Here is a 25,941-nt window from a genome sequence, read left to right as displayed (position 1 = left end):
CGGATTCGCCACCCGGGGAGAAGGACCGCGCGATCATTCGCGCAGCCCCTCCACGGCGGTGTCCGCCCGCTGCGCGGCCCGCGCCGGCACCGCGGTGGAGAGGAAGGCCAGGGCCGCGGCCGCCGCGACGACGGACAGGAACGACAGCGGCGGGGCGTAGGGCGCCGCCGTACCCGTCATGCCCAGGCTGTAGGCCGTCAGTGTCGTGCCCGCCACCACCGTCCCCAGCACGACCGCCAGCAGACCGACCGTCAGCGTCTCCCAGCGGAGCATCGCACGGAGCTGGCGGCGGGTCGTGCCGATCATCCGCAGGAGGGCGAACTCGCGGCGCCGGGCGGACGTCGCCATCACCAGCGTGTTGACCACCGCGATCCCGGTGAAGGCGATGACCAGTCCCATCGCGAGGTAGTTGACCTGGGCCTGGGCACCGTCCTGGGTGCGGCGGGCCGCCTCGACGCCTGCGCGGTCCAGGACCCGGACCGCGGGGAAGGCGCTCACGGCGGCGGTCAGTTCCTTCCGTCCCGGGGCTCCTGCCACCAGGACCGAGGAGGACAGCGGGTTGTCGACATGTGCCGCCACCAGTCGGTGCGGGAGCAGCAGGTCGCCGAAGCCCAGCCCTCGTTCGTAGATCGCGGACACCTTCAGGTCCTTCTTCACCCCGTCGCCGAGCGTGACCGTCACACGGTCGCCGACCTGTGCGTTCCTCGTCCGGGCCGCCGACTCGCTGAGCGCCGCCGTGTCGCCGTTCATCGCGGCGAGCGTGCCCGAGGTGACCCGCGGGTCGAGAGTGCGGGTAAGCCTCTGCGAACTCACCCCCTGGGCGGGGAACTTGTCCTGTCCGATGCGGACCGTGGTACGGATCACCTCCGTCGCCGTCGCGCCCGGCACCCGCTCGCGCACCGCCTCCGCGACCGCGGCCGGGACACCGGGCCCCGAGGCCGCGAGGACGTACGGCGCCCTCGTGCCCGACGCCGCCTGCTCCCCCGCCGCGTGGCTCGACGTCGTCTGGGTGAACAGGATCGTCGAGGCCATCGCCACCGCCAGGCTCAGCGGGGTGACCACGGCCGCGAGACGCCGGGCGTCGGAACGGGTGTTCTGCGCGGCGAGGAAACCGGACGCCGGGGACACCCGCCGGATGATCCCGCCCAGCACGCGCGTCGCGAGCGCGGCGATCGACGGACCGAGCAGCGCGATCGCCGCGGTCGCCACGATCACCGAGAGGAAGGTCACGGGTGTGGCCGCCGCGTCGGTCTCCAGACCGGAGAGGACCAGGACCAGGACGACGTACCCGACGGCGGCGACGACACCGGCGACGACGCGGCCGGGCCCCTGCCGACGCGCTGTGAGCGCCGCCTCCGCGAGCCCCTCGGTCGGTCGCACCCGGGACGGCCGCCGGGCCGACACCCGCGCCGCGCCCCACGCGGCGAGCAGCGTCGCCAGCACCGCCGCGATCGGCGGGAACGCGCTCAGCGTCAGCTCCAGGGTGTCCGGCAGCGCCCCCACCGCCACGAACCGTCCGTGCATCCAGCGGGCCAGGAACAACCCGCCGAGCGCCCCCGGTACCCCGGCCAGCACCCCCACGACCAGCGCCTCGCGCCCCACCATCCGCCGCAACTGCCGCGGCGTCGCCCCGACCGCCCGCAGCAGCGCGAGTTCACGGGCCCGCTGCTGGACGGAGAGCGCGAAGGTACCGGCCACCACCAGCAGGGCGACCAGGAGCGACGTACCGCCCATCGCGCCGCCCAGGCTGATCAGACCGACCCGCGCCTTGTCGGCGTCGATGAACTCGACCGGCCCGCGCCCCTCGCCCGACCGCGCCTTCAGGGACGTACCGGAGAGCGCCTCGGCCGCCCGGTCGTGAACGTCGCTCGTCGCGGCACCCGGGGACGTGAGCAGGCCGAGCGCGGAGACCTGTCCCGGATGTCCGGCCAGGCGGCGCGCCTCCTCCTCGCTGAAGAAGAGCGTCGACTGGCGCGGCAGGGCGTCCCGGCCGACGGGCGCGGCGATACCGACGACCCGGTACACGGCGGGCGCGGCCGTCGACTGGACGGTCACCTTCGCGCCGGTGCGCAGTCCACTGCCCGCGTCGGCCACGATCTCGTCCGCCCCGGCAGGCGCACGGCCGTCGCGCAGGGCGAAGGGCGTGAGCCGGGCCGAGCTCCAGGCATGCCCCCAGGAGGCCCCCTCGGAATGCGGGCCCCTCGGGGCCAGCACCTGGGCGGCGAAGGTGAGTTCGGGTACCACCTCGCGCACGCCGGGGACGTCGGCGAGCTTCTTCAGGAGGGCGGGGTCCGTGTCCAGCCAGGCGCGTTCGGTCAGCGGTTTGGACTTCTCCTTCGTCTTGCCCTTCTTGACCTTCGTCCAGTGCAGCTCCTGGTCGGCGGTGACCAGAACGGGCGTCCCCGCGTACCGCTCGGTGGGGATCGTCCCGCGCAGCCCGGTGTCGAGCAGCGCCCCGCACGCGGTGATCAGCGCGGCCGCGAACATCAGTGCCACGAAGGCACCGGCGAAGGCGCCCTTGCGGGCCCGCAGGGTGCTCAGTGCGAGTGTCAGCATCACGCCCACGCTCCCAGGCGGCTCATGCGGTCGGCGACGCGCTCGACGGTCGGCTCGGCCATCGAGTCGACGATCCGTCCGTCGGCGAGGAACAGCACGGCATCGGCGTATGCGGCGGCCACCGGGTCGTGCGTGACCATCACGACGGTCTGGCCGAGTTCGTCCACCGTCCGCCGGAGCAGTCCGAGGACCTCCTTGGCGGTCATGGTGTCCAACGCCCCGGTCGGCTCGTCGCCGAAGACCACCTCGGGCCGGGTGACCAGGGCGCGGGCGATCGCCACACGCTGCTGCTGGCCGCCGGAGAGCTCACCGGGCCTGCGCCCGGTGCGGCCGGTGAGTCCCACCTGGTCGGTGATCCGCGCCAGCCAGGCCGCGTCCGCGCTGCGCCCCGCGAGGCGCAGCGGGAGCGTGATGTTCTGCTCGACCGTCAGCGAGGGAATCAGGTTGTACGTCTGGAAGACGAAGCCGATCCGGTCCCGGCGCAGACGGGTGAGCGCGGTCTCGCCGAGGGCCGTCAGCTCCTGGCCCCCGAGGACCACCGTGCCGCTGCTCGGCCGGTCGAGGCCGGCGGCGCAGTGGAGGAAGGTCGACTTGCCGGAGCCGGAGGGGCCCATCACGGCGGTGAAACTGCCGCGCGGGATGGCGATGTCGATGCCACGCAGTGCGGGCACCGCGTTTTCGCCGCGGCCGTATGCCTTGGTCACGGCATCGAGTCGAACCGCCGTGTCCGCGCCACCGGTGCGGGGTACGGTCGGGTGGGCTGAGCGGGCGACCACCGGGGCGCGGTCCGCCGAAGCGAAGTTCTTGGGCATGCGTCGAGCCTGCTGCGCGGCTGATCGCCGCACTACTGTCAGAAAGGGCAGCCAGTGGCATGTTGCTGCCAAAGAGCACACCAACGGGGCAGCTCACGGGGGGAAATGAATGAGTCTCACGGCGGTCGGGGTGTCCGATGAACACCTTCGTCTCTACCGCTACTTCCTGCGCAATCCGGAGCGGGGCGCCGAGGCGGCGGGAGGCGCGCTCGGCTGGGACCGCGACACCGTGGACGAGGGCCTCGACGAGCTCCAGTCGCACAACCTGATCCGGCTCTCCGACCGCCACACGGTGCTGGTGTCCGACCCCTCGGTCGCCGTGGAGTGGATGGTGGAGCGACGCCTGGGCGAACTCAAGTCCGCCACCGACCAGGTACTCGCCACCCGCGCCGTGATCGCCACCCTCGTCGACGACCACAAGCAGGGCGCGGCGCAGTCGCCGAGCAGTGACATCGAACGCGTCGACGGCGCCGGTGCCATCCGGGAACGTCTCACCGACCTGGCGTTCTTCACCTTCCGCGAGCACATGTCGCTGCTGCCGACGCCTTGGCGGCCCAGCAGTATCGAGGAGTCCCGCGAATCCGACCTGCGCATGCTGCGCCGCGGCATACGCTGGCGCACGGTCGCGACACCGAGGGCGCTCGCCGACCCGGGGACCCTCTCCTATCTGCGTGAACTGGCCGCCCTGGGCGGGGAGGTGCGCGGTACCGAGCAGGCGATCCGGCGGATGGCGATCTGGGACCGCGGAGTCGCGATGGTGCCGGTGGATCCGGACGACCACGACGAGTCGACGCTGATCGTCCGCCAGCCCGGTGTGGTGGCCAACACCGTCGCCTGGTTCGAGCAGGTCTGGGACACCAGCCACGACCTCCCCGCCGAGGACGACCTCGCGGTGCGGCAGCCGGCGTTGTCCGACCTCGAACGCCGTGTGCTGGATGTCCTCACCCGCACGGACAAGGACGAGACGGCCGCCCGCGAAATGGGCGTCTCGTTGAGGACGTTCCGCCGCTACATGGCCGACATCATGCTGCGGCTCGGTGCGGCCAACCGGTTCCAGGCGGGGTTGCTGGCCAAGGAACGCGGCTGGATCTGAACCGACTCGACCGGCTGTCGGAGAAACGCCGTTGCCGGGTGATGACGGGCGCCGACCGCTGGATACGGTTGGGGGGCCTGCGGTCGCACGAGAGGGCGAGAGGGCGAGAGAACATGGACGTGTACGAAGCCGTGGAAAGCCGCCGGGCCGTGCGGGCGTTCAGCGATGAGCGGGTGCCCGTGGAGACACTCGAACGAGTGCTGTCCTCAGCTGCGCGAGCTCCGTCGAGCGGGAACCTCCAGCCGTGGCATGTGTACGTCGTGACCGGCGATCCCCTGGCCGAGCTGAAGAGGCGTGCGACGGCCAGGGCACTGGCCGGAGACCCGGGCGACGAGCGGGAGTACCCGATGTACCCGGCAGACCTGACCACGCCGTATCTGGACCGTTTCTCCGCAGCGGCCGCCCAGCGTCACGCAGCGCTGGGAATCGAGCGCGACGATCCCGACAGGCCCAGAAAGATCGCCGCCTTGAACGCCGGCGCGTTCGGGGCACCCGTCGTGTTGTTCTGCTACCTCGACCGCACGATGGGGCCCGGGCAGTGGGGAGACGCGGGGATGTACTTGCAGACGGTCATGCTGTTGCTACGGGCGGAGGGGCTGCACAGCTGCCCCCAGGTGATGTGGACGATGTACCGCAGGACCGTCGCCCGGGCGGTCGGAGCCGATGACGGGCTCGCACTGTTCTGCGGTGTCGCAGTCGGATTCGAGGAGGAGGGCGTGCCGCAGCTGCGTACCGGGCGGGCGGACATGGCGGAGACAGTGAGCTTCGTCGGAGTGTGACCGGCGATGTTCGCCGGTCGCACCACCCGTGAGACGCCCTCTCGGGTGTCAGGATTCGCGGGAAGGTGCCCAGGACCAGTCCGGGCGCTCCCGCACGGCGGACGGTGTCGGCGGGCGGGGTCCGGTTCGGGGCAAGAACCGCGGCTACCGCGAGGGCGACGGCGTGGTGATCGTCGCCGGGCCGACGCCCGCACCGGCCGCAACCACGGCCTGGCGCTCACGCGCGTACGGACCGAGGACGGCCGCGAGATGCCCGCGACGAAGTACTTCACCTCCGTGGGCGGCTACCCAACCAGCCACCCCTGACCCGCGCCGGGCACCACCGGGACCCGGGCATCGGCCGACGGGCCCGGCGAGCCAGGCGGGCCGGGCGGGCCGGGATCAGGGAGTCGCCGCGGACACCACGTACACGACGGGATTCATCGGATCGGCCATGTTCACGGTGATGTCCTGGGTGGGCCGCGGTCCCTTGTTGGTGTGCGTGGTGCCCGCCCACTGGGTGCCCGGGTTGAAGGACCACCCGGAGACCTCCCGGTCCCGGGCACCGATGGTCACCTTCCCCGTCTCCAGGGCGGAACGCCCGCTGCCCAGACGGCTCAGGAAACGGTCGAGTCCGGCGGACGTGGTGCGGAACTCCACGTACAGTCGGCTGACCCTCCAGTTGTTGGTCTCGTAGTACTGCACGTCGCGCGAGTTCCCGGGCATCGGCAGCTCGTAGATCCGGCGCTGCAACCGGGACGGCCAACCCTCCCGGAGCCCCTGCACGGCGGCCTCGGCCTCCTTGTTCTGCCCGGAGCGGCGGCTCTGCCCGGCGGAGATCAGCAGGTAACCGGCCGGGATGCCGATGAGCAGCACGATGATGGTCGCCGTGATCAGACGGCGGCGGATCATGCGGCGCCGGTCCTGCGGCGGCCTGTCGTCGGGAGGCGCGGACGGGCGCGGCAGGACGGGGTGCTCGGCTGCGGTCATGTCTGTGGAGTCCTAGGAGGTGCGGGTGTTGCGCGTGCTGCGGATGGTGCTCGCGGCCTGGTCGTAGATCTGCGCGTACCGCTCGTACCGCTCGACGCGGCGGCGGTTGGTGCGGCGGAATCTGCGGGCCACCAGCCGGGCCAGGTCCGCGGCGCCGACCATGCCCGCCTCCGGGCCGAGCTGGGCCCGCGCGATCCTGGCCTCGGGCCGGTAGCCGCGGCCGGTGAGGTGCCGTTTGAAGGCGTCCCGGGCTGGACCGATCAGCAGGTCGTCGGCGGCACTGACGCCGCCTCCGATGACGAAGCAGGAGGGATCGAGCGCGGCGGCGAGATTGGCGATGCCGACACCGAGCCACTGGCCGATGTCCTGGAGGAGTTCGACGCACATCGCGTCGCCCTCGCGGGCCAGCTCGGTGATGAGCGGCCCGGTGATGTCGGAGATGTTCCCGTCGACCCGCTCGATGATGCCGTGCGCCACCGGGGAGTCCGCCGCGGCGAGTTCCCTCGCCTCGCGGACGAGGGCGTTGCCGGAGCTGTACTGTTCCCAGCAGCCGCGGTTCCCGCACGGACAGCGGTGTCCGCCGGGCACCACCTGCATGTGGCCGAACTCCCCGGCGACCCCGTACTTGCCCCGCTTGACCCTGCCCTCCTCCAGGATCGCGCCGCCGATGCCGGTACCGAGCGTGATCATGACGAGGTGGTCCTCGCCGCGCCCGGCCCCGAACCGCCACTCCGCCCATGCGGCGGTGTTGGCGTCGTTGTCGACCATGACCGGTACGACGAGGCGGGAGGCGAGTGCGTCGCGCAGCGGTTCGTCGCGCCAGGCGAGATGCGGGGCGAACAGCACCTTGGAACGGTCCGCGTCGACCCAGCCGGCCGCCCCGATGCCGACGGCGTGGACGTCGTGCCGGTCGGAGAGGTCAAGGACCAGCTCGACGATGGTGTCCTCGACGACCTTCGGGCTCTTGGACTTGTCCGGCGTCTCGGTGCGCAGCTGTTCCAGGATGGTGCCGTCGGCGTCGACGACCCCGGCCATCACCTTCGTGCCACCGATGTCGATGCCGACGGTGGGCACCCTCGGCGCCGTGAGGTGCGAGCGCCGCTCGCGGGTGCCCACGGTCCGCAGGACGGTGGCGCGGGCGGAGCCGCGGTGGGTGAAGTCGCGGTACGTGCTCATCGTCCCTGCGGGGTTGGTGGGCCGGGGGCGGGTGCTCCCGGCGGCGGACGGTGCCCGTCGGGCTCGATTCTGCCACTGCCGAGGCCCCCGGGGCGGCGCACCCGGCTCCGGACGGCCGGCGTCGGCACCGCACCCCGGGCGGGCCACCGGCCTCCGGAACGCGGCCTATGCCCCGTTCTCCGGTCCCGTTTCGCCCGGCCCGGAGACCCGCTCCAGCTCGTGGCTGAGCTCCTCCAGCTCGCTGCCGCCCGCCATCTGACGGGTCAGTTCGTCCAGCGAGATGCTCGCCTTCGTGTGGCTCCCGGCCATGGTGCCGCGCTTGAGCAGCACGAACCGGTCGCCGACGAGATACGCGTGGTGCGGATTGTGCGTGATGAGGACCACGCCGAGACCCGCGTCGCGTGCGGCCGCGACGTACTTGAGGACGACCCCGGACTGCTTGACGCCGAGCGCGGCGGTCGGCTCGTCCAGGACGAGGACCTTGGCCCCGAAGTGGACGGCGCGGGCGATGGCGACGCACTGGCGCTCGCCGCCGGACAGGGTGCCGATCGGCTGGTCAACGTCGCGCAGGTCGATGCCCATGCGCAGCAGTGCGGAACGGGTCGTCTCGCGCATCAGCCGTACGTCGAGGCGTTTGAACGGGCCCGCGCCGGTCGTCGGCTCGGAGCCGAGGAAGAAATTCCGCCAGACAGGCATCAGGGGTACGACGGCGAGGTCCTGGTAGACGGTGGCGATGCCGCGGTCGAGGGCGTCGCGCGGGTTGACCAGGGTGGTCTCCTCGCCGTCGATCAGGAAGGCACCGGCGTCGTGGCGGTGCAGCCCCGCGATGATCTTGATCAGGGTGGACTTGCCCGCGCCGTTGTCGCCGAGCACGCAGGAGATCTCCCCCGCGTGGACCTCCAGCGAGACGTCCGTCAGCGCCTTGATGTTGCCGTAGAACTTGCTGACGCGGTCCAGCTCGACGAGGGCCCGGTGGGGCGTCCCCTGCTCGCCGGGGGCCTGGGGGGCCGTCATTTCGTCGCCTCCGCGCGCTTGCGCACCCATGCGTTGAGCAGGGTGGCCAGGAGCAGCATGGCTCCCAGGAAGAACTTGAACCAGTCCGGGTTCCACTCCGCGTACACGATGCCCTTGCTGGTCATGCCGAAGATGAAGGCGCCGACGGCGGAGCCGATGGCCGAGCCGTAACCACCGGTGATCAGGCAGCCGCCGATGACCGCGGCGATGATGTAGATCAGTTCGTTCCCAACGCCCTCGCCGGACTGCACGACGTCGTACGAGAACAGCAGGTGCTGCCCGGAGACCCAGGCGGCGAAGGCCACCCCGAGGTAGAGCCCGATCTTGGTGCGGATGACCGGGACGCCGACCGCGCGGGCCGCGTCGGCCTCGCCGCCGACGGCGAAGATCCAGTTCCCGAAGCGGGTGCGGAGCAGGATCCAGGTGGCGATCGCGACGAGGACGGCCCACCACAGGATGGTGACCTTGAACTCGACGCCGCCGATCGTCCACTGCGAGGCGAAGACCGCGCGGGCCGATTGGAAGCCCTCCATGTCGCCGATGGTCTTCGTCGACACGGTCCCGCTGATCAGCTTGGTGAAGCCCAGATTGAGGCCGGTCAGCATCAGGAACGTGCCGAGCGTGATGATGAAGCTGGGCAGTTTCGTGCGGGTCAGCATGAAGCCGTTGAACGCGCCGACGGCCAGCGTGACCAGCAGCGACACCAGGACGCCGACCCAGACGTTGGCGGTCATCTGGTAGCTGAACATCGACGAGACCAGCGCCGAGGTGGTGACCAGCACGCCCGCGGAGAGGTCGAACTCGCCGCCGATCATCAGCAGCGCCACCGGCGCGGCCATGATCCCGATGGTGGAGGCGGCGTACAGCACCGTGCCGAGGCTGGAGGTGCGCAGGAAGCTGTCGGCGACGATCGAGAAGAAGAGGAAGACGGCGGCGGCGCCGACCACCGAGCCGAGCTCGGGGCGGCCGAGCAGTCTGCGCAGCGGGGAGGTGCGCAGCAGCCGCTCGTCGGCGTCGGCCGGGACGGCCGTGCTCATCGGGTCCCCCGCTTCGTGTACGGGGCGAGTTCGGCGGCGTCCTTCGCGGTGATGATCTGCGGGCCGGTGAGGACCGGGCGGCCGCCGCCGAGGACATCGCCGTTGTAGCGGTACAGCCAGAGCAGGTCCACGGCCTCGTAGCCCTGGAGGTAGGGCTGCTGGTCGACCGCGAAGCCGAGGGACTTGTCCTGGAGGGCGGCGGCGACCTTGGCGTTCAGGTCGAAGGTGTCGACCTCCGCGGTGCTGCCCGCGGTCTTCTTCGCCTTGACGGCGGCGTCCGCGAACGGCGCCCCGAGAGTGACGACCGCGTCGATGCTCCGGTCCGCCTGGAGCTTGGCCTCGATGGACGCCTGGACGTCGGGCATGTTGGTGCCCTCGACGTACAGGTTCTGCATCTGCCCGTCGAACGTCTTCTTCGCCCCCGCGCAGCGCTGCTCGTGTCCGACGTTGCCCTGCTCGTGCAGGATGCACAGGGCCTTCTTGCGGCCGCGCGCGTTCAGCTCGTCGCCGACCGCCTCGCCCGCGATGGACTCGTCCTGGCCGATGTGGGCGAGCGCGCCGTACCGCTTGGACTCGGCGGAGCCCGAGTTCACCGTGATCACCGGGATGCCGGCCGCGACGGCCTTGGCCACGACGGCCTTCATCGCGTCGGGCTTGGCGAGCGTGACGATCAGCCCGTCGACCTTCTGGTCGATGGCGGCCTGGATCAGCTGGGCCTGCTGCTGCGCCTCGTCGTTGTGCGAGTACAGGAACTTGATGTTGTCCTTGACGGCGGCCTGCTCGGCTCCCCGCTGGACGATGTCCCAGAAGGTGTCGCCGTCGCCGGAGTGGGTGACCATGGCGAAGGTCCAGCGGGGCGTGTCGACCGCGGCGCGGCCCTCGGCGGCGGCCCGGGCCGCGCGTTCCTCCGCCCGCTTGCCACCGGTGCTGCTGCATCCCGCGAGGGAGGCCGCGAGCACTGCCGCAAGCACGGCGCCCATCGCGCGTACCCCTGTCCGAACCCTTGCCACGACGCCGTGCCCTTCTTGTGCTGCTCGCTGTGCTGTGCCGGTCGACCGGAGGCGTTCCGCGCCCGACCCGGCTGCCCAAGTATCACCGAGACGGCGACGGAGCCGCCCGGCAGGGCGGGGCACGCGGGTCGGCACCGGGGTGTTACGCGACGGCGCACGGGGATCTCCGGGTGGTGCGTGCGGCCCTCCTCCCGCTGCGGGACGCGGTCGGCGGGACGGTGGGCACCGGTCCTCGGGCGCCCCGACGGCAGTTGTAGTGGTGGGTGCGCCCGGCGTCAACGGTTCGCGTGACGGTCGTCACCGTACCGACGGCCGGATCGGCGCTCGGCGCGGGAACGGCCTACGGGCGTTGTCATCGGACGAGCAGCTGGAGGTCGAAGGAGTAGTGGGAGGCCCGGTAGACGTGCGATCCGCACTCGACCGGGCGCCCGGTGTCGTCGAACGTGGTGCGCTCCGCGGTCAGCACCGCGGCGCCCTCCGGCTCAGCGAGCACGGCGGCCTCCTGCGCGGTGGCCAGCCGGGCGCCGACGACCTGATGCGCGCTGTGCAGAGCGATCCCCGCGCCGCGGATCATCCGGTGCAGGCCGGTCGCCTCCAGCCGCTCGGTGTCCAGGTCGACGATCCCGGCGGGCAGGTGGTTGCGCAGCAGTGCCAGCGGTTCGCCGTGCGTGTACCGCAGCCGCTCGACGAGGTGGACGTCGCTGCCCTCCGGGACGCCGAGCGCGTCGGCGACCCGGGGCGGGGCGGGCTCCACGACGTTGCGCAGGACCCGGGTCGTGGGATGGCCGCCGGCGGCCGCGAGGTCGTCGTACAGGCTGCTCAACCCGGGCGGGCGCCGTCCCCCGCTGTGCACGACCTGGGTGCCGACACCGCGGCGGCGCACCATCATCCCCTTGTCGACGAGCGACTGGATGGCCTGGCGGACGGTGGGCCGGGACAGGCCGAGCCGGGCCGCGAGGTCGATCTCGTTGCCGAGGAGGCTGCCGGGGGCGAGCCTGCCCTGCTCGACGGCCGCCTCCAGCTGCTGGGCCAGCTGGTAGTAGAGGGGAACCGGGCTGGCACGGTCCACCCCCAGTTCGAGCGCGGCGGGGTCGGCGGTGGGTTTGGGCACGGGTGGAGGGTAGCGCTCACGTCAGAACCTCCGGAAGTCATGTCGTCCGGAAGTCACGTCGACGGGAAGTCATGGCATCCGTACGTCTTGGTGTCCTGCTGTCCGGACAACAGCGCCGCAGGACACGCACTGTTTGTCCTGACATATAGTTGACAGCACGCGGGGCGGACGGCACGTTGGGTCCATGCGCATCGGACTCGTCGGCACCGGCCGGATCGGCTCCTTCCACGCGGGCGTGCTCAGCCGCCACCCGCAGGTGGACGCCTTGATCGTGACCGATATCGACGGCGCCCGCGCCGCACGGGTCGCGGACCGCCTCGGCGCGACGGCGGCCCATGACGCGGACGAGGTGTTCGGCGCGGGCGTGGACGCCGTGGTGATCGCCTCGGCCACGTCGACGCACGCGGACCTGATCGTGCGGGCCGCGCGGGCGGGGCTCCCCGTGTTCTGCGAGAAGCCCATCGCGCTGGACGTGCCGGGAACGCTGCGCGCGCTGTGCGAGGTCGAGAGGACGGGAAGCGTTCTTCAGCTGGGCTTCATGCGCAGGTTCGACGCGGGCTACCGGGCCGCGCGCGACGCGGTGCGATCCGGGGCGCTGGGCCGGCTGCACAGCGTACGGGCGACGACCATGGACCCGGCACCGCCGCCCGCCGCGTACCTGCCGCTCTCCGGGGGGCTGTACCGGGACTGTCTGGTCCATGACTTCGACATGCTGCGATGGGTGACGGGTCGCGAGGTGACGGAGGTGTACGCCACCGGATCGGATGCCGGGCCCGCGATGTTCCGGGCGGCCGGGGACGTGGACACGGCGGCCGTGCTGCTGACCCTCGACGACGGAACCCTGGCCACGGCGACGGCCGCCCGCTGCAACGGCGCCGGCTACGACGTGCGCATGGAACTCGCGGGCGAGACGGGCCAGATCACCGTCGGCCTGGACGACCGGACCCCGCTCACCTCCGCCGAACCGGGCGGCCGCACCGCACCGCCGCGTCCCTGGCCCGGCTTCCTGGAACGCTTCGCCCCGGCGTACGAGGCGGAACTCGACGCGTTCGTGCGGTTGCTGCGCGGCGAGCTGCCCAACCCGTGCGACGGCAGGGAGGCGTGGCGGGCGCTGGTGATCGCGGAGGCGTGCGAGGTGTCGCGCCGGGAGCGGCGCCCCGTGCAGGTCGCGGAGTTCTCCGCCGGGCAGGCGGACCGACCGGGCGCCCCGGTACCGGGGTGACGGCCCGGGGAGCGGGCTCCCCGTCGCTCCCCGGGCCGCAGGACGCCTCTCCTCGTGGCTGCCGACGGGGGCGTGCGTACGCGCCTCCCGGGCGCCCGACGGGTCGTCAGGACGACGCCGCGGACAGCACCGTCCCCTGGGCGACGGCGCAGAGCGTCTCCGCCCCGTCCTCGCCCACCGCGAACAGTTCGCAGCGGACCACGGCCTGCCGCCGTCCGGTGTGCACGACCTCCGCGCGGGCGATCAGCGTGCGTCCGGTGGCGGGCCGCACGTACTGGACGGAGAAACCGCCGGTCAGCACGGCCGGGCCGAGTGTCGTACCGGCGGCGAAGGTGATCGAGTTGTCGGCGGCGTAGGCCAGGACACCGCCGTGCAGGAAGCCGTTCTGCTGCTGGAGTTCCCGGCGCATGTCCACTTCGAGGGTGGCGGCACCGTCCCCGAAGGCGGTGATCCGCGCCCCGACCAGTCCGCTGAACGGCTGGCTGTCGAGGACCTTCTGTGCCATCTGCAAGTCGAGTTCGGTCATGGCAGAGCTTCGCACCTCACCAGCGGACAGGCAACGTCCGGACCCCGCGCATCAGCAGCCCCGGGCGCCAGTCCGGCAGCCACGCGGACTCGTCCAGCGCGAGGCCGGGGCACCGCTCCAGCAGTGCGCGGATCGCGATCCGGCCCTCCAGCCGGGCCAGCGGCGCGCCCAGGCAGAAGTGCATGCCGTGCCCGAAGGCCAGATGCCCCTGGGGCCCGCGGCAGATGTCGAAGCGGTCCGGCTCCGGGTAGCGGCCGGGATCGCGGTCGGCGCCGGCCAGGCAGACCAGCACCGGGTCCCCCGCCGGAACGGTCCGCCCTCCGATCTCGACCGGCTCGCGCGGGAAGCGGAACGTGGCCGTCTCCACCGGGCCGTCGTACCGGAGCATCTCCTCGACCGCGCCGTCGATCAGATCGAGGTCCGCACGGAGCGCGGCCAGTTGGTCCGGGTGGTCGAGCAACGCCCGCACCCCGTTGGAGATCAGGTTGACCGTGGTCTCGTGCCCGGCGACGAGCAACAGGAAGGCCATGCCCACGAGTTCGTCGGGCGACAGCGCGTCCCCCTCCTCGTCGCGGGTCCTGACCAGCGCGCTCATCAGGTCGTCGCCGGGGGAGCGCCGCTTGTCCTCGATGAGTTCGCCGAGGTAGGCGCCCATGGCGGCCACGGCCGTGCTCTCCTCGGTCGGCGTGGACGGGGTGAGGACGTCGTTCGACAACCGGCGGAAGGTGTTCCGGTCGAGGTCCGGCACCCCGATCAGTTCGCAGATGACGGTCATCGGCAGCGGGAAGGCGAGCGCGTCCACGAGATCGGCGCGTCCGGCGGGCAGCATCGCATCGAGGAGTCCGTCGGTGATCTGCTGGATGCGGGGGCGCAGGGCCTCGACCCGGCGGGCAGTGAACTCCCGGGTGACGAGCTTGCGCAACCGGGTGTGGCGGGGCGCGTCCAGCTCCAGCATGTTGGCGAAGATCGGGTCGTCCCCGTCGGCCCAGTCCATCCGCCCGCGCCACTCCTTGGAGAACCGCGGGTCGGCGAGGGCCGCCCGGCCCTCGTCGTAGCCGACCACGAGCCAGATCCGCTCGAACTCGTCGGTGCGGATGGTGTGGACGGGACCACGGGCGCGCAGTCGCGCGTAGTACGGATAGGGGTTCGCGGTGAACTCCTCGATCCCCCGCAGATCGAGATCGACCTGGCTGCTGACATCGGACATGGGATCGCCCCTCCCGGTCTGGTCGGCTCGATCGCCGGGGAACGATCGACCGGTTCACCCTACGGCCGTCGCGATCGCACCGGGACAGGGACGCCGGACACGATCCGGCCGAAATGCGCCGCTCGCGACCGTGCCGCGGGACGACGGCGGGCCGCGCCGCCCGCTCCGCTCACACCGTGCCGGTGCCGCCGTCGAGCAGGCCCGCGTCATGCACCAGCAGTGCGATCTGGACGCGGTTGTTGAAGTCGAACCGGGAAAGGATCCTGGACACCTGCGTCTTCACGGTCGCCACGCTCAGATGGAGCTCCGCGGCGATCTCGGCGTTGGAACAACCGCGCCCGACGGCGATCGCGACCTCGCGTTCCCGGTCGGCGAGCGCGGCGATCCGCTGCCGCGCCCGCTCGGTGCGGCCCGCCCGGTCGCCCCGGCCGTTCCCCGGCCCCGTCCCGGCCGCATGGTCCATGAGCCGGCGGGTCACGGCGGGCGACAGCACCGGATCGCCGGACGCCACCCGCCGCACCGCGTCGACGATCTGCGCCGGGGGTGTGTCCTTGAGGACGAAGCCGGCGGCTCCGGCGCGAATGGCCCGCAGCACGTGTTCGTCGGCGTGGAACGTCGTCAGGATGATGATCTCCGGCGCGTCGGGCCGGGACCGCAGCGCCTCCGTCGCCGTCAGCCCGTCCACGGCCGGCATCCGGATGTCCATCAGGACCACATCGGGGCGGAGCCGGTCCACGAGGCCCGGCACCTCCGCCCCGTCGGTCCCCTCCCCCACGATGGCGATGTCCTCGGCGCCGCCGAGCATGAAGGTGAGACCGGCCCGTACGAGCGGGTCGTCGTCCACGATGAGCAGCCGGACCGGCTGGGTCGCGCGGTCCTCGGCGGGCGGGATCGTCATGACGACAACGGTAGGCCGTGCCCGGCGGTGTCCGTCGACCGCCCGTGCCCCGGCCTGTGTTCGCCCCGGGCGGTCACGGCCCGGCCGGGGATCCGGACGGCCACGGCAGCCAGGCCCGGACGCGGAAGCCGCCGCCCGGTTCGGCCCCGTGTTCGAGGCGGCCCCCGGCCAGGGTGGCGCGCTCCGTGAGGCCGATCAGTCCCTGCCCGGAGCCGGGCACCCGCTCGAACGGTGCGGGGGGAGCCGGGTTGCGGACCTCGACGGTGAGTCCGTCGCCCGGGGCACCGCGGACCTCGACGGCGACCTCGGTACCCGGAGCGTGCTTGCGGGCGTTGGTCAGGGCCTCCTGCGCGATGCGGTAGACCGTGCGGCCGGTGGCGGCAGGCGCCGCGTCCGGGTCGGTGATCCGGTTGTCGAAGGTCACCTTCATGCCGGCCTCCCTCGACTCGGTGATCAGTGAGTCCAGGGTGGTGAGGGTGGGCTGCGGCCGGTCGCCGTCGCTCTCCCCGGGACTGCGCAGGACCCCGATGATCTCCCGGAGGTCCTGGAGCGCCTCGTGCGCACTGTCCCGGATCACCCCGGCGGCCCGCGCCACCTCGGCCGTCGGGGCGTCGGGACGGAATTCGAGGGCGCCCGCGTGGACGCTCAGCAGTGTCAGGCGGTGGGCGAGGACGTCATGCATCTCCCTGGCGATGGCCTCCCTGGCCAGCCGCTGTGCCTGCTCGGCGCGGAGTGCCGCCTCGCTCTCCGCCCGGCGGGCCCGCTCGCGCAGGGTCACGACAAGCTGGCGTCTGGACCGGACGAACATGCCCCAGCCGACCACCAGCAGACACATCAGCACGCCGACGACCATGGACTCGACGAACGATGCCTCCGGGTCCGGGCGCAGATACGGCTGCACCGGGGAGAGGGCCAGGTTGACCGCGAGGATCACCGCCACCGGCCGGAACGGGCGGTGCACCGCCACGCTGAACAGGGCCACGAGCATGGCCCCCGCCGCGACCGGTTCGACGGCGGAGACCAGCGTCAGCGCCAGCGCGACACCGAACGGCCACCGGCGCCGCACCCACAAGGCGCAGCAGGCGGCCGCCCCGAGGAGACCGTCGACGAAGACGACGCCGTCCGGGGTGGTCCGGTCGGCGTCGATCGTCGACACCACGAGCAGGCCGACCACCGCCGCGCAGAGAAAGGCGGTGATGTCGACGATCCAGTCCCGCACGGTCCGCCGCGCGCGACCGCCCCGGTCTCCGGGCAGGTCGGGGTCGGCCATGGCCGAAGGCAATAGCCAGCGGTACTCCGTGCGCGTCATACGACAAAACTACTCAGGTCGGCCGCGGAATCCGGGGTGTGCGGCCATGGCGGCCACCAAAGTCGCGCGACGCGAGACTTTCGGCCCGGCGGCCGAGTCCATCGACCGACGCGGGGGCGGTGCCGGGCCCGGGAAGCTCCCCCCATGAAAAGGGTCTGCGCATCGATCGGGTTTCTCGTCTTCCTCCAGGGGGCGGCCGGACTCGTCAACGAATGGACGGGATGGTTCCGGTTCTGGACACTGATCCGGCGGCTGGACTTCGTCGGCCCCCACACGAGCTTCGTGAGCATCGTGCTGATCGTGACGGGCGTGGCGGTGATGGTGGCGGCCGACCGGATCCGGGAATAGGCCGGGGAGCGCCGAGGCAGGGCCACCGCCCACCGGTCGGCCCGAGCCGGCGGATGGGCGGTGGCCCCTGCCATGTTCAGGCGTCGAGGGCGAAGGAGCCGAATCGTGCCCGTCCGGCGGGCCGGTAGGTGTGGATCGAAATGCCGCGGGCGGTGGTGCGCGACGCGGTCTGTTCGAAGGCGGTGGGCAGGCCGCCGTCCGGGAAGAGCCGACGGCCCCGGCCGAGCACGACCGGGTGGACGAGGATGTTGTACTCGTCGATCAGATCGTGCGCCATCAGGGACCGGGCGAGGTCGCCACTGCCATGGATCTGGAGTTCGCCGTCCCCGGTCCGCTCCTTGATCCGTGCGATCTCCGCCGGGACGTCCGTGGCGACGACGGTCGTGTTCCGCCACTTCGGCTCGCGGAGTGTGGTGGACACGACGTACTTGGGGAGGGCGTTGAGGCGGCCGGCGATGGGGTCGTCGGGGTCGGTCACCTCGGGCCAGTACGCGGCGAAGATGTCGTAGGTGCGGCGGCCGAGCAGGAAGGCCGCGGATCGGCCGAAGACCTCGGACATGTACTTCCCCATGTCCTCGTCCACGAGCGGCACCTGCCAGCCGCCGTACGCGAACCCGTCGCGGGTGTCCTCCTCGGGGGCTCCCGGCGCCTGCATGACGCCGTCGAGGGTGAGGAAGGTGGTGAGGGTAAGTTTCGCCGCCATGGCTCCGCTCCTGGTCGTGGTTTCGGCACCCGGTCCGGGGCCGGGAAATGGTCGTTACCCTCTTCCGACCCCGTCGCCGCCCGGAATTCATCGGTCCGGCAGACATGTGTTCTCCCGTCCCGGCACGGGTGCGGACATGCCGGACGGGCCGGGCCCGCGCCGACGACCGGGCCGGGCAGGCGTCGCGGGCCCGTCATCCCCGCGGTGAGGCCCGTCCCGTCGCGGTCAGCGGTTCCTCTCCAGCAGCCGACCGGTGGGGGCGGTGAAGGTGCCGTTCGCCGCGATCCGCACGCCGCGCAGCCAGGTCGACCTCACGACGCCGTACAGGGTGCGGCCCGCGTAGGCGGTGACCTGGTTGCGGTGGAAGAGTTCGGCGGGATCGACCGCGAATGTCTCGTCGGGAGCGAGGACGGCGAAGTCGGCGTCGCGTCCGGGCTCGATGGCGCCCTTGCGGGTGAGCCCTGCCAGCGCGGCGGGGGCGGCCGACATCCAGCGGGCCACGTCGTCGAGCGAGTGGCCGCGCCTGCGGGCCTCGGTCCAGACGGCGGGGAGACCCAGCTGGAGGGAGGAGATGCCGCCCCAGGCGGAGGCGAAGTCCGGGGTCTTGAGGTCGGCGGTGCACGGCGAGTGGTCGGAGACGATGCAGCCGATCGTCCCGTCGGCCAGCCCGGCCCACAACGCGTCCTGGTTGGCGGCCTCCCGGATCGGTGGGCAGCACTTGAACTCGGTGGCACCGTCCGGCACCTCCTCGGCGGTGAGCGTGAGGAAGTGCGGACAGGTCTCGACGGTGATCCGCACCCCGTCGCGCCGGGCGGCGGCGATCGTCGGCAGCGCGTCGGCCGAGGACAGGTGCAGGACATGGACGCGGGCGTTCAACCGCCGTGCGTGTGCGACGAGCCCCTCGATCGCGGTGTTCTCGGCGTCGCGGGGCCGTGAGGCCAGGAAGTCGGCGTACGCCGGACCGCCGCGCTGCGGGGCGGCGGCAAGGCGGCGCGGATCCTCGGCGTGCACGATCAACAGACCGTCGAACCCGGCGATCTCCGCCAGGGAACGGGCGAGTTGCTCCTCGTCGAGTTCCGGGAACTCGTCGACGCCGGAGGGCGAGAGGAAGCACTTGAAACCGAAGACCCCCGCCTCGTGCAGCGGTCGCAGGTCCTTCGCGTTGGACGGGACGGCGCCGCCCCAGAACCCGGTGTCGACGTGCGCCCGGGGCGCGGCCACCCGTTGTTTGGTACGCAGGTGGCCGACGGTGGTGGTCGGCGGGACGGCGTTGAGCGGCATGTCGAGCAGGGTGGTGATGCCGCCCGCCGCGGCGGCCCGGGTGGCGGTGCGAAAGCCCTCCCACTCGGTGCGCCCCGGGTCGTTCACATGGACGTGGGTGTCGACGAGTCCGGGCAGCAGGACGTCGCCGCCGAGGTCCACCCTCCGGGCACCGGACGGCACCCGGGCGTCGTACGGCAGAACGCCGTCGATGCTCCCGCCTGCGACGGCGACCGTCGCCGGACGCGTCCCGTCGGGAGTGACGACGCGCGTCGAGCGCAGTACCAGATTCACGTCCGCACCGGACACCCGTGCTCCTCACTTCGGACCCGGCCGCGGCCCGGCCGGACACCACGGGTCCGCGGGTATCGCTCGGCCACCGCCCGGTCGTCGAGAAAATCAACGAATTGTTGAAGGAGTCTTCACTCGCACCCCGGGCCCGTCAAGACCTCGTCCCGACACCCGCACGGCCGGCCGCCCGCACGCCGGACGGCCGGCGGCCGGGCGCGTCTCCACGACCCACACATTCCGTGCATCGAAATTCAATTTTCGAAGAATGGAACGTATCATCACCCCGGCCCGGCTCCGAGGAACCGCCCTGTGGAGCGTCGGCACCGTGACGAACGGGCTCTGACCGGCCAGGACGCCGGAGCCGGGAGCAGTGGGCCATTCGGGGACCGCCCGGTAGGCTGCGGGGTGCCTCGTCGGGTGAGGCACCCGCTCCTCACGCCTCGAAAGGACCGTTGACGTGCCGCCGTCCCACGCCAGCACATCCGACTCCAAGACCGCCGCCCCCAGCGGCGGTGTGCAGTCCCTGGAGCGCGCCTTCGACCTGCTGGAGCGGATGGCGGACGCCGGGGGCGAGGTCGGACTGAGCGAGCTGTCCGCGAGCAGCGGACTGCCGCTGCCGACCATTCACCGGCTGATGCGCACGCTGGTGCAGTGCGGCTACGTGCGTCAGCAGCCGAACCGGCGCTACGCACTCGGCCCGCGCCTGATCCGGCTCGGCGAATCCGCGTCCCGGCTGCTCGGCACCTGGGCCCGCCCGTACCTCGCGCGACTCGTCGACGAGACCGGGGAGACCGCGAACATGGCGCTCCTGGACGGCGACGAGGTCGTGTACGTGGCGCAGGTCCCGTCCAGGCACTCGATGCGCATGTTCACCGAGGTCGGCCGACGGGTGCTCCCGCACTCCACGGGCGTCGGCAAGGCGCTGCTCGCGCACACGTCGCCGGAGGAGGTGCGGGCGTTGCTGGCCCGGACCGGGATGCCGGCCGCCACCGACCGGACGATCACCTCGCCGGACGGTTTCTTGGAGGCACTGGAACAGGTACGCCGGGTCGGCTACGCGATGGACGACAACGAGCAGGAGATCGGCGTGCGCTGCCTGGCGGTGCCCGTCCCCGACTCCCCCACCGCCGCCGCGATCTCGATCTCGGGTCCGGCGGGCCGGGTCACGGAGGCGGCGACGGAGCGCATCGTGCCGATCCTCCAGCAGGCCGCGAAGGACTTGTCCGACGCCCTGGCCGGCAGCGGTTCCACCGCCTGAGAGCGGTCGGGACGCGCACCCGAAGGCCGTCGTGGGCCGCGTGACGACGGGCCCGCGACGGCCCGGCCGGGCGCCCTCCCACGCCGACCGCTCCCCGCGCCGGTGGCCGGACCGCTCGCTCGGACCGCCATCGGCACCGTCAGCCGCCCGTCGTGCATGGTGACGGTGCGGTTCGCACGGTCCGGATGGGTCCGGTCGTGCGTCACCGGTACCGTCGCCGTCGATCGCTGCCGGGTGAGCGCGGCCAGCAGGTCGAGCACCGCGGCCCCGCGCTCGTGGTCCAGCGCGCTCGTCGGTCCGTCGACGAGCAGCACCGCCGGGTCGTTCATCAGGCCCGCGCGATGTTGACGCGCTGACGCCGCCCGCCCGACAGCTGGTGGGGCCGCCCCAGAGGCGCTGCCAGTCGTCGAGCGAGGTCCACACGACCGGCGCGTGGCTGTAGGAGGCGTCCCCGGCGACCGCCGCGACGGCGACCTCGGTGCCGCCGAGCCGCAGCCGGTCCCCCGTCCCGACGCCCGGGTCCTCGGCGCGCCCGCCCGCGGCATCGCTCGCCGGAGTGCTTCGGCATCAACCTTTCGATCGACCGGGGGCGGGCACGGCCCGTCTACGCTGGAGCAGTCATGGATACCCGCCCCCACCCCCCGGTCACCACCGCCCTGCGGCTGTGCCTGCACGCCCTGCTGGTGGGGCTGCTGGCGCTGGTGGTGGTGCGGGCCATCGGTGACGGCACGCCGCGCGCGACCGCGATCCTCGCGGTCGGCTGCGCGATGGCCGTCCTGTACGCGGCGGGCGCGCTCGCCCCGGCCGTGCAGCCGCGCGGCCGCACCGCCGCCGTGTGGCTGGCCCTGCTCGTCACCGTGTGGCTGGTGCTGCTGGTGCTGTCGCCCGACGCCCTGTGGGTGGCCTTCCCCCTCTACTTCCTCCAATTGCATCTGCTGCCGACGCGCTGGGCGCTGCCGGCCGTCGCGGTCACCGCCTGCGCCGCCATCGCCTGCTTCGTGCTGCACGGCCAGGCCGTCACACCGGGCACGTTCATCGGTCCGCTGCTCGGCGCGGCGGTCGCCGTGGCCACGGTCCTCGGCTACGAGGCCCTGTTCCGGGAGAGCGAACGGCGCCGGACGCTGATCGAGGAGCTGGTGACGACCCGGGCGGAACTCGCCGAGGCGGAGCGCTCGGCGGGCACGCTCGCCGAGCGGGAACGGCTGGCCCGCGAGATCCACGACACTCTGGCGCAGGGCCTGTCCAGCATCCAGCTGCTGCTCCGGGCCGCCGAACGCACCCTGCCCGCCGACGCCCCCGCCACCGCGCACGTCCGCCGGGCCCGGGAGGCGGCGCAGGACAATCTCGCCGAGGCCCGACGCTTCGTTCGCGCCCTGTCCCCGCCGGACCTGGAGAGCGGCTCGCTGGCGGCCGCCCTGGAACGTCTCGCGTCCCGGACCACCGTTCCGGGCCTCACGGTGCAGTTCGCGGTGAGCGGTTCCGCGGTCGAACTGCCCACCCCGTACGAGGTGGCGCTGTTGCGCACCGCCCAGTCGGCGCTGGCCAACACGGTGCGACACGCGCGGGCGCGACGCGCGGAGATCACCCTCGGCTTCATGGACGCGTCGGTGTCGCTGGACGTCGTCGACGACGGGTGCGGGTTCGTCCCCGGGAGCGGGGCGGGCTGGGCGGAGGACGGGTCCGGCGGCTTCGGGCTGCCCGCGATGCGTGCCCGGGCACGGGCGCTCGGCGGCACGCTCAGCGTGGAGTCGGCGCCGGGACAGGGCACCGCCGTCGCTCTCACCCTCCCGCTCCCGCTCACCGACGCCCGGCGCACCGACGCCCCCTCGGGACGGGAAGTCGCATGACCGCACCCGATCCCCTCGGGCTGCTGCTCGGCGACGACCATCCGGTGGTTCGGGCGGGGCTGCGGGCCGTGCTCGACGCCGAAGCCGATTTCCTGGTGGTCGACGAGACCGCCACCGCGGAGCGCGCCGTTGCGCGCGCCGCGACCGGCGGGTTCGACGTCGTCCTCATGGACCTGCAGTTCGGCTCGGGCACGCACGGCGCACAGGCCACCGCGGCCCTCACGGCACTGCCCGACGCGCCGCGGGTACTGATCCTCACCACGTACGACTCGGACGCCGACATCCTGGCGGCGGTGGAGGCGGGCGCCGCCGGGGACCTGCCGGTCGACGCCGGTGGTTCAGCCGCGCGGCGGCTCGCCGAACAGGTCCACGGCGACGCGTACGTCCCTGAGCGCTGCCGCCAGCGCGCTGACCGAGCCGATCGCCCCGGCGATCAGCAGCAGCGAACGGCGCAGGCGCGGGATCTCGGGCACGCCGCCGACCGCCATCGCGTCGAGGGCCGCCAGTTCGTCCTCGGCGATCCCCCGGTCGGGGAACTCCGCCGGGTGGCCCGCCAGCTCCCGGCGCAGTCGGGAGACTGCCGTGCGCAGCTCCGTCACCCTCGGGTCCTCACCACTGCTCGTCACCCGCGTCTGCCCCATGCTTCGCAACAAAGCACTCCCCCTCGCACATCCGTGTGCCAGTGTTCCGACCGGGTCCCGGAGCGCAGCCAAGTGTCCGGGAGTGACCGCAAGTTAACGCCATGAAAGGTGTCGTGCGCCACTCCGCGGACAGAATTCGAGGGGTCCCGTAAGGGTGATCCGCGAGGCGTCCCGTGGACCCCGCCGCCCCAGGTCATCACCCCCTTCCCCGCCGCTTCCCGCGCCCCTCGCCCGGGGACGCACCGGGCCCGTGCCCCGCCCGCGCGGAGGGCGCGGGCCCGGGGTGTCCGGGGTATGCAGTCCGCATGGATCGAACGGATCGGGGCCCGGTGGTCGTCGGCCTGCTGCTCGCCGCGGGCGGCGGGCGACGGCTCGGCGGGCGCCCCAAGGCCCTTCTCGAACACCGCGGCCGACCCCTGGTGGAGCACGCGGTACGGGCCCTGCGCGACGGCGGCTGCGCCCGTGTCCACGTGGTGCTGGGCGCCGCCGCCGAGGAGGTGCGGGCCCGTGCGGATCTCGCCGGATGTGCGGTGACCGTCAACCCCGGGTGGACGCAGGGCATGGGCTCGTCGCTGCGGGCCGGTCTCGGCGCACTCACCGGTACGGACGCGGACGCGGCCCTGGTGCTCCTGGTCGATCAACCGGGGATCGGCCCGGCGGCGGTGGCCCGGGTGCGAACGGCGTGCCGTTCCCCAAGCTGCCTCGTCGCCGCCTCGTACGACGGGGAACGCGGCCATCCGGTGCTGTTCGGGGCCGACCGGTGGGCGGACGTCGTGGCGGGCGCGGTGGGCGACCGGGGCGCCCGGGAGTATCTGCGCAGGCACCGCGACGCGATCACGTTCGTCGAGTGTGCCGACGTGGCGCGGCTGTACGACATCGATGTGCCGGAGGACCTGAAGCACCTCGACTGAACGTCCCCGGCACGCCGTGCCGCCGCCGTGCCACTTCCGTCGACCCTGCGATTCTCGACATCAACAAACCAGTCAACTACCCGGCCCTAAAGGGCCAGGATTCCTGGCTAGATTCCGTTGAACTTCCACCATGAGGAAACTACTATCCATCGACCAGAAGCCTCTGCACCCCGGATGCCGTCCGCACCCGCAGCCCGCAGCCGCCCGGCACGCCGTGCCGTGCCGGGCGGTCCCGGCTGTTGCGGGAGGCCGCCCGCACCGCCCGCTGAAGGAGTGACAGCTCATGTCCGCACCAGCGCCGTCCCCGCTGGCCGTCGTCGACGCCGAACCGCTGCCCCGGCAGGACGAGGTCCTCACCGACGCGGCCCTCGCGTTCGTGGCCGAGCTGCACCGCCGGTTCACACCCCGCCGCGACGAGCTGCTCGCCCGCCGCGCCCGGCGCCGCGCCGAGATCGCCCGCACGTCCACGCTGGACTTCCTGCCGGAGACGGCGGCGGTCCGCGCGGACGACTCCTGGCGGGTCGCGCCGGCCCCGGCCGCGCTGAACGACCGCCGGGTGGAGATCACCGGTCCGACCGACCGCAAGATGACCATCAACGCGCTCAATTCCGGCGCGCGGGTCTGGCTCGCCGACTTCGAGGACGCCTCCTCCCCCACCTGGGAGAACGTCGTCCTCGGCCAGCTCAATCTGATCGACGCCCACGCCCGCCGCATCGACTTCACGGACCCGGTGTCCGGCAAGTCGTACGCGCTGGGGCCCGCGCACGGACTCGCCACGGTCGTCACCCGGCCGCGCGGCTGGCACCTGAACGAGCGCCATCTCCAACTCGACGGCACTCCGGTGCCCGGGGCGCTCGTCGACTTCGGCCTCTACTTCTTCCACAACGCCCAGCGCCTCATCGACCTCGGCAAGGGCCCCTATTTCTACCTGCCGAAGACGGAGTCGCACCTGGAGGCCCGCCTCTGGAACGACGTCTTCGTCTTCGCCCAGGACTACGTCGGCATCCCGCAGGGCACGGTCCGCGCGACCGTCCTCATCGAGACGATCACCGCAGCCTACGAGATGGAGGAGATCCTCTACGAACTCCGCGACCACGCCTCCGGGCTGAACGCCGGACGCTGGGACTACCTCTTCTCGATCGTCAAGAACTTCCGTGACGGCGGGGCCGAGTTCGTCCTCCCGGACCGCAACGCCGTGACGATGACCGCCCCGTTCATGCGCGCGTACACCGAACTCCTGGTCCGCACCTGCCACAAGCGGGGAGCGCACGCGATCGGCGGAATGGCGGCGTTCATCCCGTCCCGCCGCGACGCCGAGGTCAACAAGGTCGCCTTCGAGAAGGTCAGGGCCGACAAGGACCGCGAGGCCCACGACGGCTTCGACGGCTCCTGGGTCGCCCACCCGGACCTGGTCCCGATCGCCATGGCCTCCTTCGACGCGGTCCTCGGTGAGCGGCCGCACCAGAAGGAGCGCCTGCGCGAGGACGTCTCGGTGGCCGCGGGGGACCTGATCGCGATCGATACGCTGGACGCCGTGCCGACGTACGAGGGCCTGCGCAACGCCGTCGCGGTCGGCATCCGCTACATCGAGGCATGGCTGCGCGGCCTGGGCGCGGTGGCCATCTTCAACCTGATGGAGGACGCCGCCACCGCGGAGATCTCGCGCTCGCAGATCTGGCAGTGGATCAACGCGGGCGTGGTCTTCGAGAACGGCGAGCGCGCGACGGCGGAGCTCGCCCGCAGGGTCGCCGCCGAGGAACTCGCCGCGATCCGTGCCGGGACCGGCGACGAGGCGTTCGCATCCGGTCAGTGGCAGCAGGCCCACGACCTGCTGCTCCAGGTCGCCCTGGACGAGGACTACGCGGACTTCCTGACCCTGCCCGCCTACGAGCGGCTGGACTGAGCGACACCGGCCCGGGGCCCGGAGGCCGGTCCCGGGCCGGTGCGGGACGGCGGCCCGCGG

The 25,941-nt window shown here is 72.5% G+C and carries 23 protein-coding genes and 3 pseudogenes; 10 read left to right on the top strand and 16 right to left on the bottom strand.

Annotation, left to right across the window (positions count from 1 at the left end; all coding sequences use genetic code 11):
• Window positions 1–33: 33 nt before the first annotated feature.
• Entirely contained in the window at window positions 34–2,556 is a 2,523-nt protein-coding gene (locus ACFC79_RS21685) for an FtsX-like permease family protein (RefSeq protein ID WP_376242455.1), read from the bottom strand.
• Window positions 2,556–3,368 (bottom strand): ABC transporter ATP-binding protein, encoded by an 813-nt coding sequence (locus ACFC79_RS21680; protein ID WP_376242453.1) that lies wholly within the window; start codon window positions 3,366–3,368, stop codon window positions 2,556–2,558. Before ACFC79_RS21680 ends, ACFC79_RS21685 begins: the two co-directional genes overlap by 1 nt.
• A 130-nt stretch (window positions 3,369–3,498) precedes the next feature.
• Between ACFC79_RS21680 and ACFC79_RS21675 the strand changes: the two genes are divergently transcribed.
• The 3 genes and pseudogenes from ACFC79_RS21675 to ACFC79_RS21665 all read left to right on the top strand — a co-directional run.
• Window positions 3,499–4,461, top strand: coding sequence for a helix-turn-helix transcriptional regulator (locus ACFC79_RS21675; protein ID WP_376242451.1), 963 nt, complete (start codon window positions 3,499–3,501; stop codon window positions 4,459–4,461).
• Between the two features lie 113 nt (window positions 4,462–4,574).
• Window positions 4,575–5,240 carry a nitroreductase gene (locus tag ACFC79_RS21670; protein WP_376242449.1) on the top strand — a complete coding sequence of 222 codons (666 nt, stop codon included), beginning with the start codon at window positions 4,575–4,577 and terminating at the stop codon, window positions 5,238–5,240.
• A gap of 145 nt (window positions 5,241–5,385) precedes the next feature.
• Window positions 5,386–5,546: pseudogene (locus ACFC79_RS21665) on the top strand (methionyl-tRNA formyltransferase); the annotation flags it as partial.
• Between the two features lie 75 nt (window positions 5,547–5,621).
• Here ACFC79_RS21665 and ACFC79_RS21660 read toward each other — a convergent pair.
• The 6 genes from ACFC79_RS21660 to ACFC79_RS21635 form a co-directional block, all read right to left on the bottom strand.
• Window positions 5,622–6,209, bottom strand: coding sequence for a hypothetical protein (locus tag ACFC79_RS21660; RefSeq protein WP_376242448.1), 588 nt, complete (start codon window positions 6,207–6,209; stop codon window positions 5,622–5,624).
• Window positions 6,210–6,221: 12 nt separating this feature from the next.
• Complete coding sequence (locus tag ACFC79_RS21655; RefSeq protein WP_376242446.1) at window positions 6,222–7,385, bottom strand: ROK family glucokinase; 1,164 nt, start codon at window positions 7,383–7,385, stop codon at window positions 6,222–6,224.
• Between the two features lie 165 nt (window positions 7,386–7,550).
• The gene (locus ACFC79_RS21650; RefSeq protein ID WP_376242444.1) at window positions 7,551–8,399 is read right to left on the bottom strand and encodes an ATP-binding cassette domain-containing protein; all 849 of its coding nucleotides are present in this window, start codon (window positions 8,397–8,399) and stop codon (window positions 7,551–7,553) included.
• Entirely contained in the window at window positions 8,396–9,436 is a 1,041-nt protein-coding gene (locus ACFC79_RS21645; protein WP_376242442.1) for an ABC transporter permease, read from the bottom strand. The genes ACFC79_RS21650 and ACFC79_RS21645 overlap by 4 nt, the downstream gene beginning before the upstream one ends.
• Window positions 9,433–10,416 (bottom strand): substrate-binding domain-containing protein, encoded by a 984-nt coding sequence (locus ACFC79_RS21640; RefSeq protein WP_376242440.1) that lies wholly within the window; start codon window positions 10,414–10,416, stop codon window positions 9,433–9,435. The genes ACFC79_RS21645 and ACFC79_RS21640 overlap by 4 nt, the downstream gene beginning before the upstream one ends.
• 382 nt (window positions 10,417–10,798) lie before the next feature.
• On the bottom strand, window positions 10,799–11,515 hold the full coding sequence (locus tag ACFC79_RS21635) for a GntR family transcriptional regulator (RefSeq protein WP_376242595.1): 717 nt from the start codon (window positions 11,513–11,515) through the stop codon (window positions 10,799–10,801).
• Between the two features lie 226 nt (window positions 11,516–11,741).
• Here ACFC79_RS21635 and ACFC79_RS21630 point away from each other — a divergent pair, with 226 nt between their 5' ends.
• The gene (locus tag ACFC79_RS21630; RefSeq protein WP_376242438.1) at window positions 11,742–12,779 is read left to right on the top strand and encodes a Gfo/Idh/MocA family oxidoreductase; all 1,038 of its coding nucleotides are present in this window, start codon (window positions 11,742–11,744) and stop codon (window positions 12,777–12,779) included.
• A 106-nt stretch (window positions 12,780–12,885) separates the two neighbouring features.
• Here the strand turns inward: ACFC79_RS21630 and ACFC79_RS21625 are convergent, their stop codons facing one another.
• The 4 genes from ACFC79_RS21625 to ACFC79_RS21610 form a co-directional block, all read right to left on the bottom strand.
• The gene (locus tag ACFC79_RS21625; RefSeq protein ID WP_376242437.1) at window positions 12,886–13,305 is read right to left on the bottom strand and encodes a PaaI family thioesterase; all 420 of its coding nucleotides are present in this window, start codon (window positions 13,303–13,305) and stop codon (window positions 12,886–12,888) included.
• A 16-nt stretch (window positions 13,306–13,321) separates the two neighbouring features.
• Window positions 13,322–14,512, bottom strand: coding sequence for a cytochrome P450 (locus ACFC79_RS21620; RefSeq protein WP_376242435.1), 1,191 nt, complete (start codon window positions 14,510–14,512; stop codon window positions 13,322–13,324).
• A 169-nt stretch (window positions 14,513–14,681) separates the two neighbouring features.
• On the bottom strand, window positions 14,682–15,410 hold the full coding sequence (locus ACFC79_RS21615; RefSeq protein WP_376242433.1) for a response regulator: 729 nt from the start codon (window positions 15,408–15,410) through the stop codon (window positions 14,682–14,684).
• Between the two features lie 73 nt (window positions 15,411–15,483).
• Entirely contained in the window at window positions 15,484–16,719 is a 1,236-nt protein-coding gene (locus ACFC79_RS21610; RefSeq protein ID WP_376242431.1) for a sensor histidine kinase, read from the bottom strand.
• 144 nt (window positions 16,720–16,863) lie between these two features.
• Between ACFC79_RS21610 and ACFC79_RS21605 the strand changes: the two genes are divergently transcribed.
• The gene (locus ACFC79_RS21605; RefSeq protein WP_376242429.1) at window positions 16,864–17,067 is read left to right on the top strand and encodes a hypothetical protein; all 204 of its coding nucleotides are present in this window, start codon (window positions 16,864–16,866) and stop codon (window positions 17,065–17,067) included.
• A 76-nt stretch (window positions 17,068–17,143) separates the two neighbouring features.
• Here the strand turns inward: ACFC79_RS21605 and ACFC79_RS21600 are convergent, their stop codons facing one another.
• On the bottom strand, window positions 17,144–17,770 hold the full coding sequence (locus ACFC79_RS21600) for a dihydrofolate reductase family protein (protein ID WP_376242427.1): 627 nt from the start codon (window positions 17,768–17,770) through the stop codon (window positions 17,144–17,146).
• 225 nt (window positions 17,771–17,995) lie between these two features.
• Window positions 17,996–19,339, bottom strand: coding sequence for an allantoinase AllB (gene allB / locus ACFC79_RS21595; protein WP_376242425.1), 1,344 nt, complete (start codon window positions 19,337–19,339; stop codon window positions 17,996–17,998).
• Between the two features lie 439 nt (window positions 19,340–19,778).
• Between allB and ACFC79_RS21590 the strand changes: the two genes are divergently transcribed.
• Window positions 19,779–20,579 carry an IclR family transcriptional regulator gene (locus tag ACFC79_RS21590; protein ID WP_376242423.1) on the top strand — a complete coding sequence of 267 codons (801 nt, stop codon included), beginning with the start codon at window positions 19,779–19,781 and terminating at the stop codon, window positions 20,577–20,579.
• A 128-nt stretch (window positions 20,580–20,707) separates the two neighbouring features.
• Here ACFC79_RS21590 and ACFC79_RS21585 read toward each other — a convergent pair.
• A pseudogene (locus ACFC79_RS21585) lies at window positions 20,708–21,054 on the bottom strand (ATP-binding cassette domain-containing protein); the annotation flags it as partial.
• A gap of 145 nt (window positions 21,055–21,199) precedes the next feature.
• Between ACFC79_RS21585 and ACFC79_RS21580 the strand changes: the two are divergent.
• Both ACFC79_RS21580 and ACFC79_RS21575 read left to right on the top strand, forming a co-directional pair.
• Window positions 21,200–22,426 (top strand): sensor histidine kinase, encoded by a 1,227-nt coding sequence (locus tag ACFC79_RS21580; protein ID WP_376242421.1) that lies wholly within the window; start codon window positions 21,200–21,202, stop codon window positions 22,424–22,426.
• A pseudogene (locus ACFC79_RS21575) lies at window positions 22,423–22,758 on the top strand (response regulator transcription factor); the annotation flags it as partial. The gene ACFC79_RS21580 and the pseudogene ACFC79_RS21575, both read left to right, overlap by 4 nt.
• A 6-nt stretch (window positions 22,759–22,764) precedes the next feature.
• On the opposite strand, the gene ACFC79_RS21570 reads toward ACFC79_RS21575, so the two are convergent.
• Window positions 22,765–23,067 (bottom strand): DUF5955 family protein, encoded by a 303-nt coding sequence (locus ACFC79_RS21570; protein ID WP_376242593.1) that lies wholly within the window; start codon window positions 23,065–23,067, stop codon window positions 22,765–22,767.
• Window positions 23,068–23,372: 305 nt separating this feature from the next.
• Here ACFC79_RS21570 and ACFC79_RS21565 point away from each other — a divergent pair, with 305 nt between their 5' ends.
• Both ACFC79_RS21565 and aceB read left to right on the top strand, forming a co-directional pair.
• Complete coding sequence (locus ACFC79_RS21565) at window positions 23,373–23,978, top strand: NTP transferase domain-containing protein (RefSeq protein WP_376242419.1); 606 nt, start codon at window positions 23,373–23,375, stop codon at window positions 23,976–23,978.
• A 283-nt stretch (window positions 23,979–24,261) separates the two neighbouring features.
• A complete protein-coding gene (aceB, locus tag ACFC79_RS21560; protein ID WP_376242417.1) occupies window positions 24,262–25,881 on the top strand; it encodes a malate synthase A in 1,620 nt (539 codons plus the stop codon).
• The last annotated feature ends 60 nt before the right edge of the window (window positions 25,882–25,941 follow it).

The sequence above is a fragment of the Streptomyces sp. NPDC056061 genome, from assembly GCF_042266885.1.
Taxonomy (GTDB): Bacteria; Actinomycetota; Actinomycetes; order Streptomycetales; family Streptomycetaceae; genus Streptomyces.
Note: the sequence above shows the minus strand (reverse complement) of the source record. Positions and strands in the feature narration are given on the sequence as shown.